General features: G+C 58.0%; 11 protein-coding genes. 8 read left to right on the top strand and 3 right to left on the bottom strand.

All coding sequences use genetic code 11. The features are described 5' to 3' along the window. Nucleotides 1–86 precede the first annotated feature (86 nt). Complete coding sequence (locus ACIX8_RS17305; protein ID WP_052310643.1) at nucleotides 87–962, top strand: sugar phosphate isomerase/epimerase family protein; 876 nt, start codon at nucleotides 87–89, stop codon at nucleotides 960–962. A 23-nt stretch (nucleotides 963–985) separates the two neighbouring features. Further along, entirely contained in the window at nucleotides 986–1,858 is an 873-nt protein-coding gene (locus ACIX8_RS17310) for a TIM barrel protein (RefSeq protein ID WP_014266673.1), read from the top strand. 133 nt (nucleotides 1,859–1,991) lie between these two features. Here the strand turns inward: ACIX8_RS17310 and ACIX8_RS17315 are convergent, their stop codons facing one another. Continuing rightward, on the bottom strand, nucleotides 1,992–4,478 hold the full coding sequence (locus ACIX8_RS17315; protein ID WP_014266674.1) for a glycoside hydrolase family 2 TIM barrel-domain containing protein: 2,487 nt from the start codon (nucleotides 4,476–4,478) through the stop codon (nucleotides 1,992–1,994). Nucleotides 4,479–4,628: 150 nt separating this feature from the next. Between ACIX8_RS17315 and ACIX8_RS17320 the strand changes: the two genes are divergently transcribed. The 6 genes from ACIX8_RS17320 (at nucleotide 4,629) to ACIX8_RS17345 (ending at nucleotide 13,171) form a co-directional block, all read left to right on the top strand. Continuing rightward, nucleotides 4,629–6,779: a hypothetical protein gene (locus ACIX8_RS17320; protein ID WP_014266675.1), complete on the top strand. Its 2,151-nt coding sequence runs from the start codon at nucleotides 4,629–4,631 to the stop codon at nucleotides 6,777–6,779. Continuing rightward, nucleotides 6,780–7,658 (top strand): alpha/beta hydrolase, encoded by an 879-nt coding sequence (locus ACIX8_RS17325; protein ID WP_014266676.1) that lies wholly within the window; start codon nucleotides 6,780–6,782, stop codon nucleotides 7,656–7,658. It begins immediately after the preceding gene. Nucleotides 7,659–7,896: 238 nt separating this feature from the next. Further along, nucleotides 7,897–10,305 carry a glycoside hydrolase family 2 protein gene (locus ACIX8_RS17330; protein WP_014266677.1) on the top strand — a complete coding sequence of 803 codons (2,409 nt, stop codon included), beginning with the start codon at nucleotides 7,897–7,899 and terminating at the stop codon, nucleotides 10,303–10,305. Nucleotides 10,306–10,314: 9 nt separating this feature from the next. Continuing rightward, on the top strand, nucleotides 10,315–11,280 hold the full coding sequence (locus ACIX8_RS17335; protein ID WP_014266678.1) for a VOC family protein: 966 nt from the start codon (nucleotides 10,315–10,317) through the stop codon (nucleotides 11,278–11,280). Nucleotides 11,281–11,304: 24 nt separating this feature from the next. Next, a complete protein-coding gene (locus ACIX8_RS17340) occupies nucleotides 11,305–11,814 on the top strand; it encodes a hypothetical protein (RefSeq protein WP_014266679.1) in 510 nt (169 codons plus the stop codon). 88 nt (nucleotides 11,815–11,902) lie between these two features. Next, nucleotides 11,903–13,171: an MFS transporter gene (locus ACIX8_RS17345; RefSeq protein WP_014266680.1), complete on the top strand. Its 1,269-nt coding sequence runs from the start codon at nucleotides 11,903–11,905 to the stop codon at nucleotides 13,169–13,171. Nucleotides 13,172–13,498: 327 nt separating this feature from the next. Here the strand turns inward: ACIX8_RS17345 and ACIX8_RS17350 are convergent, their stop codons facing one another. Then, nucleotides 13,499–14,305, bottom strand: coding sequence for an SDR family NAD(P)-dependent oxidoreductase (locus ACIX8_RS17350; RefSeq protein WP_014266681.1), 807 nt, complete (start codon nucleotides 14,303–14,305; stop codon nucleotides 13,499–13,501). Beyond that, complete coding sequence (locus ACIX8_RS17355) at nucleotides 14,302–15,363, bottom strand: zinc-dependent alcohol dehydrogenase (protein WP_014266682.1); 1,062 nt, start codon at nucleotides 15,361–15,363, stop codon at nucleotides 14,302–14,304. The genes ACIX8_RS17350 and ACIX8_RS17355 overlap by 4 nt, the downstream gene beginning before the upstream one ends. Between the last annotated feature and the right edge of the window lie 41 nt (nucleotides 15,364–15,404).

Consider the following 15,404-nt stretch of genomic DNA (forward strand, 5'->3'; position numbering starts at 1 on the left):
CGTCGTGCTCCTACTTTTGTAGGATTCGCATAATGGCATGACTGGTGTAACGTGGACGCCGAAGGCAGGAAGGATACCAGGAGCTTATGAAGCTGATCTCACGGCGTCGATTTGTGCAGGTTGGAGCTGCAGTGATGTGCACGCGTTTGACTTGGGCACAACCAGCGCAGTTACTGCCGGCAGGGTTCCCGATTGGGTTGCAGCTTTACAGTGTAGGCGACGATCTACAGAAGGACGTTCCCGGAACACTGCGGCAAATCAGGGCGCTCGGGTATGAGCGGGTAGAAACAGCAGGATTTGCTGGGCTGACGGCCAAGGCGTTTCGTACCCAGCTCGATCAGGCACAGCTGGTGTGTCCGAGCACTCACCTGCCGGTGGGCAGCTCCGAACTCGGTCCACTCTTCGAGGATGCACACGTCGTCGGTGCACGATATGTAGTGAGCTCGGCGCTGTTTTCTAAGAGCGGAGATCAGACATTCGATGACTACCGCACAATGGCGGACCGGCTCAATGATCTGGGACGCAAGGCAAAGGCCGCGGGGCTTCAGTATGCGTACCACAACCACAACTTTGAGTTCCGCAAGTTAGACGGCGACAGGATTGGGTACGACGTGTTGCTGAAGCATACGGACCCGGAGCTGGTAGCTTTTGAGCTGGATTGCGGCTGGATCGTGGCCGCCGGGTTCAGCCCAATCGAGTATTTCAGCCAATATTCTGGACGCTATCGGATGCTGCACATAAAGGATTTCGTTGCGACCAAGGGGCCGAGCACATCGCTCGCAAAGGAGGAGCGGCCTCAGGGTGCGGAACTGGGACGTGGACATATCCACTACAAGCCGATCCTTCTTGCGGCCGCCAACGCAGGCATCCACGACTACTATGTGGAACAGGAGCCGCCGTTCCTCGATATGCCCGCTCTTGCGGCTATAAAAGTTGATTATCAGTATCTGCGTACCCTATAGAATCGCAGGCTGCGGAGGGATGAATGAATCGTAGAGAGTTTGGAAAGATGAGTGCGGGAGCAGCTCTGGCGTCAGCGTGGCCTATGACTGCGCAAGGCCCTGGCGCGGCAAACAAAGTGCGATTCTCCTTCATGCTGTGGGCACTTGAGAAGCAGGCGCCCTTCGACCAATGCCTGGAATGGGTGGCCGAAGCAGGTTATCAAGGAGTGGAACTTGTGGGTGAGTTCCAGAGTTGGTCGTCCACCGAGAGAGAAACCATCATGGCGAGGATGCGCCGCCTGGGAATGGTCTTTGACGCGATGAGCGGCGTGAAGGCAGGATTAGCGGAGCCAGAGCAGACAGAGGCGTTTCGGACGCAGTTCACCGAACAGATGAGGGCAGCGAAGGAACTGGAGTGTCCGAAGATCATTCTGCTCTCGGGCAAACGGGTAGAGGGTCTGCGCGCCGGTATGCAGCGGCAGACATCCATCGATAATCTTAAGTGGGCAGCCGAGAGAGCGGCAAAAGAGCAGATCGACATTGTGATTGAACCGATCGATCTGCTGGAAAATCCGACCATCTATCTGGCATCTGTGACGGATGGCTTCGAGATGGTGCGGGCAATCGATAGTCCGAATGTGAAGGTTTTATACGACTTCTATCATGAGCAGCGGAGCTTCGGGAACCTGATCGAAAAACTTGAAAAGAATATCGAATGGGTAGGCCTGGTGCATGTGGCAGATGTGCCGGGACGGCATGAGCCGGGCACGGGCGAGATCGACTACGAGTCGATCTATCGCAAACTGGCGGAGCTCAACTACAGCCATTGGATTGCGATGGAGTACTACCCGACCGAAGAGCCGGTAGCCTCCCTGAAGAAATCACGGATAGAGGCGCAGCGGGCTCTGAAGCAGTAGTCACACAGAAGGATCTTCTCGGGACGCTGGGTATGGTGAGTTGTTGATTCGTCGAAGAATGATGGCCTGTTGAGCACATTAGACTAATTTGCACAACTCAATCCTCTTCTCGAATGGCTACTGATGACACTCCCTAATTCGTCTCAATGCTGATCTGTGCGGAAGCAAGCGACGGCGAAGATGCAGAAAGCATAATCTGTCCAGGACGTCCGTTCGATTGGACGAGAACGAGAGCCAGGCCATTGAAGGCGCGTCGACTGCTCGCTTTATAAGGCTCATGACTGTCGGGCTGGCCATTGTCGACGCCGAGAATGCGACCAGGGCCCGTAAGCGAGAAGGTGATGGCATCATCGGCAGTAGGAACGATGCGGCCCTGTGCATCCTGCACGGCGACGGTGATATGAGCCACATCATCCGGCGTAATGCGGAGACGTTGCCGATCATTCATAAGCGCCAGCTTCGCAGGGGCTCCGGTAGTGTGAACCTCGACAGCTTCGATAGCCTTGCCATCCTTAATGCCCTTCGCTGTGAGGGTTCCGGGCGTATAGGGCACATCCCATGTGAGGTGCAGGTCGGAGGTAGTCTGAAGAACATCGGCGCCTGGCTGGTAATTGCCATAACGTCCGACCATGCCGGGTCGAGGGAAGCTATAGCCTTTTACGCCGAGGCTTTCGCCGTTCAGAAAGAGCTCGACGGTTTCGCAGTTTGTGAAACACGTGACGGGTATCACCTTACCCTCTTTGCCAGGCCAGTTCCAGTGGGGCTGTAGGTGCAAAACCGGTTGCTTCGTCCAGAGGCTTTGATAGAAATAGAAGCTGTCTTTTAGAAAGCCACAAGTATCGAGTGCGCCGCTCACGGCGAGTTTGTTTGGCCACTTCGCCTCACCGAGATAGTCGATACCCACCCAAAGAAAGTCGCCGCTCACGTAGTCATAGGTCTGCACGAACTTTTGCTGTTGCTCGACCTGGATGAGATTATTCGTTGGCCGTTCCAGGATGTCGTCGATCGGCTGCTCGGTAAAGTAGACGCCGCGTGCGCCGCGCAGTGCAGAACTCTCGGTGCCGATAAAACGGCGCTGCGGATAAGCCTGCCTGTCGATGCTGTAATACTTCTCGCGACGGTCGCGCCAGCGGTCCACATAGTTGTATCCGACGACATCGAGCTTATCCAAAAAGTCCGGAGGCGCGACCTTAGGCTCGGCGGCAATCTGGTCACAACCGACGGTGATGGGCCGCGTGGAATCCTTGCTGTGGATGATCTCAATGAGACGCTGGAGGGTAGCAGGGCCGTCAGGAGCAGTCTGGTCGGGAACCTCATTGCCTGCGCTCCAAATCACGATGGAGGGATGGTTACGGTCGCGCTCCATCATGGCGGTGAGGTCGCGCTCCGACCACTCATCGAAGTATCGATGGTATCCATAGGTCGACGTCTGCCCTTTCGCGTGCCGCCACTCGTCGAACGCCTCGGCCATCACCAGAAATCCCATGCGGTCGAGCATGTCGAGCAACTCCGGTGCGGGTGGGTTATGACTGAGCCGGATGGCGTTGCATCCCATCTGCTGAAGCAGCTCAAGGCGGCGCTCCCATAGACGCTCGGGTACTGCTGTGCCGACCGCGCCGCCGTCACCGTGAATGCAAACGCCGTTCATCTTGACGTGCTCGCCATTGAGCAGGAAGCCGCGATCGACGTCGAAAGCAATCTGCCGGATGCCGAAGTTGGCAGAGTCCTGATCGATTTGCGCGCCGCGAGAGCGCACGGTGCAGCGGGCGCGATAGAGGTGCGGCGTCGTTGTGGACCACAGCGCGGGAGAGGCCACGGTAAGCGTCTGGGCCAGCGTTGTCTCGGCATCCTTGCCGAGGGTGTGCGGCGTTGTGGTCTGCTGGACAGTCTCGCCGGTCGGCGAAAGAATCTCGGTCGTCAGTTCGAGGTCGGCATCACGGACGCTACGGTTGCGCAGACGAGTCGCGACCTCGATCGTGGCGCTCTCCCGCGTGATGGACGGCGTGCGGACATAGATACCGTTCTCGACGATATGGATTGGATCGGTAATCCGAAGCCACGTGTGACGGTAGATACCGGACCCAGAGTACCAGCGGCAGTTGGTCTGGGGAGAGTTGTCGACCCGCACTGCGAGATAGTTGGGCTTGTCCGGTGGCGCAAGATGGGGCGTGAGGTCGTAAGAGAAGCCGATGAAGCCATAGGGACGCATGCCCAGTGAGATACCGTTGATCCACACTTCGCTGCGCTGATAGACCCCGTCAAACTGAAGAGCAATGCGCCTGCCGTGCACCGAGGAAGGCACGGTAAAGTCCTTGCGGTACCAGCCGATGCCGGTAGGCAGGTAGGCTCCATTTCCCTTGGCGGGAGCGTTCTCGTCGAAGCTGCCCTCGATGCTCCAGTCATGGGGAAGATCGAGACTGCGCCAGGCCACGTCGTGAAATCCGGGTGCCTGTGCGCCTGCGGCGTCGCCGAGCAGAAAACGCCATCCGCGGTCGAAATTGGCGCGGCGTTCGGGCAGCGCTTCAGGATTCGTGCCGGAAGAGACGTCGAGCCGAAGGGCGGAAGCGGCTCCGGCCATCGCTGCATCACTGAGAAAATCTCGGCGGGTGATAGGGGACATCGTGGGGCCTTTCTATGGTTCTCTTATGGCAGAGAAGCTTATCGTGAAACTCAGTCGCCGCGAATCCGCCAAAAGGTGGATTCGTATCGATGTAGCGAGCGAGTAGGCTTGATGCGCATTCAAGAAGCATTCTTAAGACGAGGCAACAGCATGACGACGTGGCGAGCGATCTGGCTCGGATTCTTAACGGCTGCGGGACTTCAGGTCGCGGCTATCAACGCGACTCACGTTGGAGCGCAGAGTCCGCAGCAGAGTCAAGCAGGTATGTCTCCCTTTACGATGGAGCTTCGGCGCGGCGCATTGGCGCATTCACCGGTGGACGTCTCGTATCTGCTGGATGCGCCGGCGGGCAAACACGGCTTCGTGCAGGTGAAGGACGGCCACCTGGCGACCGGCGACGGAAAACGCATCCGCTTCTGGGGCGTCAACATCACCGATTGGAGCAAGGGCTCGCGGCAGATTCCGGCGAAGCAGGACGCGGCCTTTCTGGCGTCGACGCTGGCGCGATTCGGCGTGAACAGCGTGCGCTTCCAGTTCCTCGATCTCGAAGTTCCACGGGGACTCATCGCGAAGCAGGGCGACAGCACCCGCATGCTCGACGCCGATGCGCTCGACCGCGAGGATTACTTTATCGCGGAGCTCGAAAAGCGCGGTATCTATATCGATTTCAACTTGCTGGTGGGTAGACCCTTCCACGCTGGCGACGGCGTGAAGAACCCGGAGCTGCTGCGGGAGGGATCGAAGGGAACGTCGCTCTATGACGCGCGGATGATCGAGTTGCAGAAGGAATACGCGCGGCAGCTGCTGACACATCTCAATCCCTATACAAAGCTCCGGTACACAGACGATCCGGCGGTCGCAATCGTCGAAATCAACAATGAAAATGCGATCAATGTAGGGTTCCACGCGCCAGCGCCCTTTTATCAGGATGAGCTGACCGGTCTCTACAATCAGTGGCTGGCGAAGCACCGCACCGCGGAACAGAGCGCGAAACTCCGGGAGATCACGAATGTCGGAGCAGAGGCCCCGGTGCCTCTGCTAAGTAGCAAGACATTGGTAGCGGAGGCACCTCCGGAACAGTTCTACGCCGAGGCCGAATTCTACAACGACCTGCAGCACGACTACTTTTTGGACATGGAGCGATACCTGAAGCAGACGTTGGGATCGCACTCGCTGGTGATCGCGACGGCGGATCACAGCCACTCCAACAGCGGTTACCCTATCCTGCTCGCGACCCAGGACATGGACATCATCGACGGGCATACCTACTGGCAGCATCCCGAGTATTACGTAAAGAAACTCCCGATGGTGAACGATCCATTCAACTCGACGGTAGTAGAGCTGTCGCGATCCGCGATTGCGGGAAAGCCTTATACGGTAAGCGAGGTCAACAATCCGTTCCCCAACGACTACGCGGGCGAGGGTATCCCCATTCTTGCGGCCTACGCGGGGCTGCAGGATTGGGACGCGATCTTCTGGTACAGCTTCGAACCGAAGAGCAATCCGGCATGGAAGCCTCATGTGGGCGACGCCTTTGATATCTCGCTGGACCCTGTAAAGATGCCGGAGCTGGCAGCGGGGGCACTCCTGTTTCTGCGTGGCGATGTCGAGAAAGCGCGCAGCATCAGCGAACGGACGTATTCGCAAAAGCAGGTCTTCGATAGCATGCTGATCCCTTCGACGGAACGGCCATACTATACGGAGGGCTTTCCGCTGGCTCTGCCGCTAGAGCAAGAGGTACGGATCGGCTCACTGACCGGACCTCCGACCAAGCCATTCGAGACGTCGGAAGCAACAGACCCTATCGTCTCCGATACACGGCAGCTCGCATGGTATGTGGGACCTCAGCATACGAACGGGTTGGTGACGGTGGATACGCCGAAGAGCCAGGCACTGATCGGCTTCGTAACGGCACAGGGCAAAAGCGTGCACAACATGAGCGCCGAGGTAAGCAACAGCTTCTGCACTCTTCTGCTGAGCGCGATGGATGAGCAGCCGATTGCGACGAGCACGAAGCTGCTGCTGGTGGCAGGAGGTCCCGTAGAAAACACGGGACAACAGTGGAACACGGCGGGGACCGATGTGACCTCCTTTGGAGGGCCACCGAGTCTTGTAGAGCCTGTAAAGGGGACGATTACTCTGAGCGGCCTCGAAGGCGCGCACGCACTATGGGTGCAGCCGATCGACGGCGCAGGCCAGCCGCTGGGTAAGCCCACCGCGGCCGCAAACATCGGCGGGACGTGGAAGGTTCCGCTAGGGACAGTCACGACCACATGGTATGAAATTAGGGTGGAGCGCTAGATGACACGATCATTCACATTGCGTCTGTTGACGAGCGTTGTAGTTGGCATGGTAAGCCTCGCCGCGTGCGCCCAATATCCCGGTGCCCATGAAGTAATTAAGTTGTGGCCCAAAGGCGCACCTGGGTTACAGGCCGACGCAAGGCCCGAGACCGTGCGGATCTCGCCGGAGGGCGACCACGTCATCACCCATGTAGCTGAGCCTTCGCTCACGCTCTATCTACCGTCGCCACAGACTGCTACAGGTGCGGCCGTAATCATAGCGCCGGGAGGCGGCCACAGCGAGCTCTGGATCGACCATGAGGGCTTCCGTGTCGCGGAATTTCTGAGCGAGCATGGGGTTGCAGCCTTTGTTCTAAAATACCGGCTGGCGCGAGAGAAGGGATCTTCCTACACCGTCGAAGGGACGGAGTTGGAAGATATGCAGCGTGCGATTCGCGTCGTACGGAGCCGCAGCGGCGATTGGAAGATCGATCCGGCGCGCATCGGTGTGATGGGATTTTCAGCAGGCGGCGAGCTGGCGGAACTCGCCAGCACTCGCTATGATGCCGGACACCCCGACGCGGAAGATCTCGTGGAGCATGTGAGCTCGAAGCCGGACTTTCAGGCGTTACTCTATCCCGCAATCCCGAAGGAGCCACGGCTGACGGCTCAGACGCCGAAGGCCTTCCTCGCCTGTGGAGCCATGGATCGAGTGGACATCTCGCAGGGGCTGGCGGAGTTCTATCTGGCTTTGGCGCGGCTGCACGTGTCGGCGGAGCTGCATATCTATGCGGGCATCGGGCACGGGTTCGGGATTCGCAAGACCAACACCAGGCCGGTCGCCGACTGGCCGGAGCTTTTTCTCGAATGGATGGGCGTGCAAGGTCTTTTGAAGTAATAGGGTAATAGCAGCCGACAAATCGATGAGCGGCTCACACTCACAGGAACCAATCGCTCACTCCTACTTTCGACGGATTCGCATTTCCCTTTCGAGGCGTAGCGTGGCTTTTGATCAGTAGTATGGACTTCACCCTCCCTCGCGATCGAAGAGGGGCGGCTAAGGTATCTACCGCATTACTTTTGAACTTGTGTGTATCTAGATACATTTCAAGCAAATTTTTAGGATGACCAACCTTATGGACAGACGAGTTTTCCTCCAACGGACGGGCACACTGCTGGCAGCCTCGACGCTGCCAGGCATTTCAGCTTTCGCCGAAGAGAAGCCCACAGCGGGCGGGCGATTGGTTCTCCCCATCAACCGTGGCTGGCGATATCACCCCAGCAAAGTCGCTGGAGCCGATGCCCCGGAGTTCGATGACTCTGTCTTCGAAGAAGTGGTGATTCCGCACACGAACATCAGCCTTCCCTGGCACAGCTTCAACGATAAAGACTACGAGTTCATCTCAACCTATCGGCGCCGCTTCAGAACGCCGCCCGACACTCAGGGCAAACGCATCTTCGTGGACTTCGAAGGTGTCATGACCGCCTCGACGGTGTGGATCAACGGCGTCCCGCTCGGCGAATACAAAGGCGGCTTCACTCCGTTCTCCTTCGAGTTGACGCCACACCTGCGCAAGGACCGGGAAAATGTCCTGACCGTGCAGGTGGATTCAACAGAGCGAAGCGATATCCCGCCGTTCGGCTACGAGATCGACTACATGACCTTCGGCGGCATCTACCGCGAGGTCTCCCTGCGCGTAGTTCCCGCTCTTTATCTCGACAATATCTTTGCGCACCCGAAAGATGTGCTGAGTGGCAAGCCGGCGCTCGACGTGGACTGCTTCCTCGCCGGCATCGCCCCTCACGGAGATCTCGTGCTCGAAGCAGAACTACTGGACGGAGAACGTACGCTCGCAAAGGCGAGCCGATCCTTCAGAGTGTCGTCTGCAAGCGATCCTGACGTTGCGGATGATCCGGCCACGAGCGCTCCCGTCTACTTGAGCACGGAGACCGTAAACGATCCCGGAAAGCAGACGATCTCGTTCAAGGAGATCGATGGAGTGAAGCTTTGGGATCTCGCAAGCCCGAATCTCTATACAGTCCGTGTGCGTCTCTTGCGTGCTGGAGTTGTCATCGATGAAGACACTCGCCGGATCGGCTTCCGCGAGGCGATCTTCACCGATCACGGTTTCTCACTAAACGGAAAGATCGTTAAGCTGCGCGGCCTCGACCGCCACCAGACCTTTCCCTTCGCCGGTCAGGCGATGCCCGCCCGGGTTCAGCGCCAGGATGCGATGATCCTTCGCCACAAACTACACTGCAACATCGTGCGAACCTCTCATTATCCTCAGTCGCGACACTTCCTGGATTGCTGTGATGAGATCGGCCTGCTTGTGCTCGAAGAGATTCCAGGCTGGCAGCACATCGGCCCCGAGCCGTGGAAGCTCCTCGCCATCGACAACGTCGGACGCATGGTGCGGCGCGACTGGAACCATCCGGCCATCATTCTCTGGGGCGTGCGCATCAACGAGTCTCCAGACGACCACAGCTTCTATACCCGTACCAATGCACTCGCGCACGCACTCGATACGACGCGACAGACAGGCGGCATCCGCAACTTCAAGGAGTCGGAGCTTCTGGAAGATGTCTTCACGATCAATGACTTCGGCTTTCCACTAAGAAAGCCGAACCATCCCCGCTATCTCAACACCGAATTCGTCGGCCATACATTCCCGACCAAAACAACGGACGACGATGAACGACAGCGCGAACACACGCTGCGCCATGCTCGCATCCATAATCAACTCGCCTCCGATCCGCAATACGCGGGCGGCATCGGTTGGTGCGCCTTCGACTACAACACCCACGCAAACTTCGGCGCGGGCGACCGCATCTGCTATCACGGCGTTACGGACATCTTCCGCGAGCCCAAGCCCGCCGCTGGCTTCTACAAATCACAGTGCGATCCATCAGAAGAGATCGTCCTCGAGCCCGCCTTCCACTGGGCCAACAGCGACGAATCGACCTCCTTCACCGAGGCCCTCGTCTGTTCGAACTGCGACCACCTGAAGTTTTACCAACGCAGCAACAGCCTGGCAGACAACCCATGGGAGTTGATCGCTGAACTCGATCCAGACCGTGCGAATTTTCAATATCTGAAGTACCCGCCATTCGTTCTCGACCGGACGAAATTGCAGAAGCCTCACCGGCATGTCTGGGGTGATCTAAGAATCGATGGATATCTGCAGGGCAAGCAGGTCGCCTCAAAAACCATGTCCGGTCTGGGCGTCGACCAGAAGTTCTCTCTACTCCCAGACGATATGGCGCTCCATGCCGACGGAGCCGACACCACGCGAGTTGTCCTGCGGGTCACGGACGAGTTCGGAGCCATACGAACCTATGCCAACGATCCCATCGTCTTCAAACTCGAAGGTCCTGCAAGCCTGATCGGAGACAACCCCTTCGGTCTGATCGGAGGAACCGGCGCGATTTGGATTCGCGCGAAGACACAGGCAGGCAGCGTGCGACTGACCGCGACACATCCTCGGCTTGGCTCCCAAACGATTGAGTTCCATCTCACCGCTGTTCCAGCAGAACTGGTCTAGGAGACCTGCATGACCAAGGTCAAGATACGTGCTGACAGAAAGACGTATTGGCGTAACGTGGGTTCTCTGCTCGCGGTGTTCCCTCTCCTGCTCGCGGGAGCGGCATTCGCCCAGCAGGCGCCTGCCATCACGGGCATCTCGCATGTAACGTTCTATGCCGAAGACATCCCGCATTCGCGTCAGTTCTACGCTGATCTGCTCGGCTGGCAGCCTGTGCCTGCGACTGGATCAGGGCCTGGCCTCCGCTTCTATGCGAACCACGCGCAATATGTTGAGCTGGTGCCACCCCCAGTACCGGGACAGGCGCACAGGCTTGATCTTGTAGCCTTCGCAACCAACGACGCAGAGGGTCTGCGGCGGCTTCTTGCACGCAAAGGTGAAGAGGTCCCTCTTTCAGTGACGGTCGGGCGGGATGGGAGCCGCAGCTTCAGAGTGCATGACCCCGAAGGCAACCTTGTCGAATTCACGCAGCAGGAACGACGCGTTCTGCCGCCATCGACCGCCGCACTCGCGCGCCGCCTGAGCACACACATCATCCACGCGGGCTACGTCGTACACGACCGCGCCGCGCTCGACCGCTTCTATAAAGACGAGCTCGGATTTCACCTGTACTGGCAGGGGGGCGCCAAGGCGGGAGATGTGGACTGGGTTATGATGCAGGTGCCCAACGGCACCGATTGGATCGAGTACATGCTCAACCTGCCTGTCGATCCTCCCCACGCGCAGCTTGGCAACGCAGACCATATCGCCCCCGGCGTGGTGAGCGTAGCGGAGTTGCAGAAGCGGCTGGAACAGCGTGGCTGGAAACCTGCCGCAGGTAAAAACCCGCAGGTGCTGGGAGTCGACGGCAAGCTGCAGCTCGACCTCATTGATCCTGATGACACGCGGATCGAGTTTATGGAGTTCGCACCCGTCAAGGCGCCCTGCTGCTCGCCTTACACAGGCAAGCAACCAGCTCCCTCGGATGCATGGTAAGCGAAGTTTCAACTCGGAGGAAAGATGAAGCGATACATCGTTGCACTATTGGTGGCGTCTCTGCTCTCGCCTGCACTTGTTGTCGCACAGACCAGCCCGGATGCCTCCCAGACCGCTAAAGCGTCGAGCAACTTCGACGTGATTGCCGATCAGGCGCTTGCGGCCATGAAGGCGAAGGCGCAGACGATGGGTATCGGCGGAGTTGCCGTGGTGGCGTACTTCGAGGGTGACACGATCCAGGCATGGAGCTCGAAGATGATCGTGGTAGGCCGGTACAAGGACCTTCCGACAGCAACCGACAAAGGTACAAATCTGCTGGGCATCGCCTATGCCAAGGCCTCCGAGATGGCCGATACCCTCAAAGACAGCGGGAGCGGAATCAGGCCACCCATGACCGGAGAGTTCGGCTGGAATGGCGGTGTCATCGCACGCGGTAAAACGGGTTATGTCATCGCTGCTTTCAGCGGGGGCAAATCCGACGACGATGTGGCAATCTCGCGTGAGGGTTTGTCGAAGCTCAAAGCAAAACTTTAGTGGGGTTCATGAGCGTCCATACGTCTCCTGCAACTGAAAGCCGGAACGATCTCTGACAACCCTTCCGAACTCGCATCGCCAAGATCGGTTGCCACGGCACCGTTGGAGCATCGCGTGTCTCCTTGGTTTTGGAGTTCTCGTCAACTACTTTGACCGGGTAAATCTTTCGGTCTCCCACGCTGCGCTTTACGCCACCTTTGGTATTTCAAACATCACCTTCGGCTATCTCTCCGGAGCCTACAACTGGACGTACGCGATGTGCCAGTTGCCAATCGGAGTTCTTCTCGATCGCTTTGGAGTGCGGCGTGTAGGACGCATCAGCACGCTGCTTTGGAGCATAGCCTCCTTCGGTGCGGCAGTGACACCGAGCATCCCAGGATTCTTCGCCGCGCGACTGCTTCTCGGTGTGGGCGAATCACCAACCTTCCCGGCGAATGCCAAGGCCATCGGCCTTTGGTTTCCCTCCAAAGAGAGAAGCTTTGCCACCTCCATCTTCGATGCCTCCGCCAAGCTCGCATCAGCTGTCGGTGTGCCTCTTATTGGTGTACTTCTGCTGAAGTTTGGCTGGCGATGGAGCTTCGCCGCCACCGGCATGGTCAGCCTGGTTTATTTCGCGCTGTTCTCAAAGGTCTATCGCGATCCCAACGACGAACCCGCGCTGACCGAGAGAGAGCGGCGATACATCGCGGAAGACTTGCAAATCAATTCTGCGCACGAGCCAGAGCCATCGGGAGCATCGCTGGGATATCTGATTCGACAGCGCAAGGTGCTGGGGATGGCGATCGGTTTCGGAGCCTATAACTATGTTTTCTACCTCTTACTCACCTGGCTGCCCAGCTATCTCTCCGCGGCTCTGCATATCGATCTGCTGCATTCCTTTCTTTACACCAGCGTGCCCTGGCTATTCGCTACATTTACCGATCTGATGGCGGGCCTGGTGTCGGATGCACTCATCCAGCGTGGATGGGACGCGAGCCGCGTACGCAAGACAGTTCTCGTCTGCGGTACCACCTTCGGGCTTGGCATTCTCGGCGCGGCTCACGCACATACAGCCGTTCGTGCGCTGATCTGGATCAGCATCTCCATCGGCGGACTGGCCGCAGCCTCACCGATCGGCTGGTCGATCCCATCGATGATCGCGCCGCGCGGCAGTGTTGGAACTGTAGGCGGCATCATCAATCTATCGAATCAGCTCTCCGGAATCGCCGCTCCGATCATCACAGGCTATGTTGTTGCCGAAACAAAATCTTATTCATGGGCATTTGGCATCTCTGCGATTTATCTGCTCCTGGGCATCGGCAGCTATCTCTTCTTGCTCGGCAAGATCGAACAGATCGCGCCAGAGCCTGTTTTTTGAAGCAAGGTAGAGCAATTCTCGTAAAAGGGAGAAGGTAGGTTGCCGTTGCTCCTGCCCTTTGCTCTTTGTTCTTGCCTTTCTGGTTGTCATTCCGAGCGCAGCGAGCGAACCTGCTGTCTCCCGTTTTTTGCTCATGCTCCCAAAAACGCAAGCAAGAGCCGAAAATCTAGCGTTCGCTGCCCCACAACATTTGCGACGACATAGACGAAGAACGGGAGACAGCAGGTTCGCTCGCTGCGCTCGGAATGACAACTAGAAAGCAAAAACTGTTTCGTTGCACGATATCGCGCAATCGATGGCATGCGTTAGGTCAGCAAAATAAGCAACTCAATCAACATCCGGCCTGGATGGCGGTTGCACACTGGCACGAGTCGACCCCGTAGAAATTCCGCCATCCACAAGAAGCGTCTGTCCTGTCACGTAACGGCTCGCCTCGGAGGCGAGAAAAACAATAGCTCCATCCAGATCGTGCGGCTCTCCCGGGCGCTTCAATGGAATGCGATCGATCAGGTAATCGACCCACTCCTTGTTCTCATACAGCACCTTGTTCTGTGCGGTCTGAAACCAGCCGGGAGCCAGGCAATTTACCGTGATGCCATATCGTCCCCAGTCATCGGCCAGGCTCATCGTAAGCTGTCGAATGCCACCGCGGCTCGCCCCATAGGGCGCCAGCCCCGCATAACCGAACACGCTTGTCACCGAGCCGATATTGACGATCCGCCCATAGCCGTGCGGCACCATCTGTTTCGCAATCTGCTGCGCAACAAAAAAACTTCCGCGCAGATTGGTCTCCAGAATCAGATTCCAATCATCCCAGGTAACCTCCAACGCGGGCTTCCGCACATTGCATCCCGCATTGTTGACGAGGATATGAACCTGTCCCAGCGCCTCCACTGAAGCAGCCATCGCCTCGATGCTGCCCTGGTCTCGCACATCGAGTTCGAGCGGAATGGCTTTTCTTCCCAGACCTTCAATCTCCGCCACAAACGGCAGCAGATCGTCCTTATGCCGGCTGGTAACAATAAGATCCGCACCTGCCTTGGCCAGGGCGCGACCGAAGTACTGTCCGAGTCCTCGGCTTGCTCCAGTAATCACTGCAACCTGTCCCGTGAGATCGAAGAGAGTGGAGGTCATCGCGCCCTTTCTGTCGAAGAATCGCTACGCGGGTCCAGCACGATCTTCATCAGATTCGGCTCGCGGGCATGGAGCCGTTCGAACCACGAAGCTCCATCGCTTAGAGGTGCAACCGCCGTAATCAACGACGCAACCTTGATCTCGTTCCTTGCAATCAGCTCCATCGCTTGCGGATACTCTCCCGCCGAAGCGCACGATCCCTGAAGACGGATCTGTCGCGACACCACCTTCTGCAGCGGCAAAGTAATCTGCGGAGAGATGTTGCCAACCAGCGTTACCGTGCCACCCTTGCGGACACAGTCGATGCCTGCGGCGATCGTCTCGTCGCGGCCCACGGCTTCCAGCACCATATCCACGCCGCGGCCATCGGTCCTTCGCAGAATCTCTTCAACAAGTGCAGCGCCGGTAGCAAGCAAGGTCTCATCCGCTCCTAACTCCTCTGCCAGTTTCAGTCGCGTCTCGTCTACATCTGAGATGTACACACACGAAGCTCCGGCCGCACGCGCAGCCTGTAACAGCAGAAGACCGATCATGCCTGCACCAATGACGAGAACGACCTCTTCCCCCATTAGCTCCGACACCGCTACCCCATGCAGCGCCACCGACACCGCCTCCAGCATCGCGGCCTCCGGAAACGACAGGTTATCCGGAAGCCGGTATGCCACGCGCGCCGGCACCGTCAGAAGCTCCGCAAAGGCTCCAGCACGGCGATACTCCCCGCAGGAGACACCAATCACCTGTCTGTTATCGCAGAGGTTTACCTGGCCCTGCAGGCAGTGATCGCAGACTCCGCAAAAGACTGTCGAATCAAACGTCACACGGTCGCCCGGAGCAAATCCGCTGACCTCGGTCCCAACCGCGGCCACGATGCCCGCGGCTTCATGTCCCATCACAATCGGCGGAATTCGACGGCCCGTCGATCCGTCATAGCCATGCACATCGCTGCCGCAGATACCGCATGCCGCAACCTGAATCAGAAGCTCATCTGGCCCCGGAGTTGGGTCAGGCAAATCCTGTATCGCCAGATGGTTGTACTCGGAGAGAAGCAAAGCTTTCATAGGAATATGATCTCAGTTCCTTCCATCTCGATGGCTGAGTG

This window comes from Granulicella mallensis MP5ACTX8 (assembly GCF_000178955.2).
Classification (GTDB): domain Bacteria; phylum Acidobacteriota; class Terriglobia; order Terriglobales; family Acidobacteriaceae; genus Granulicella; species Granulicella mallensis.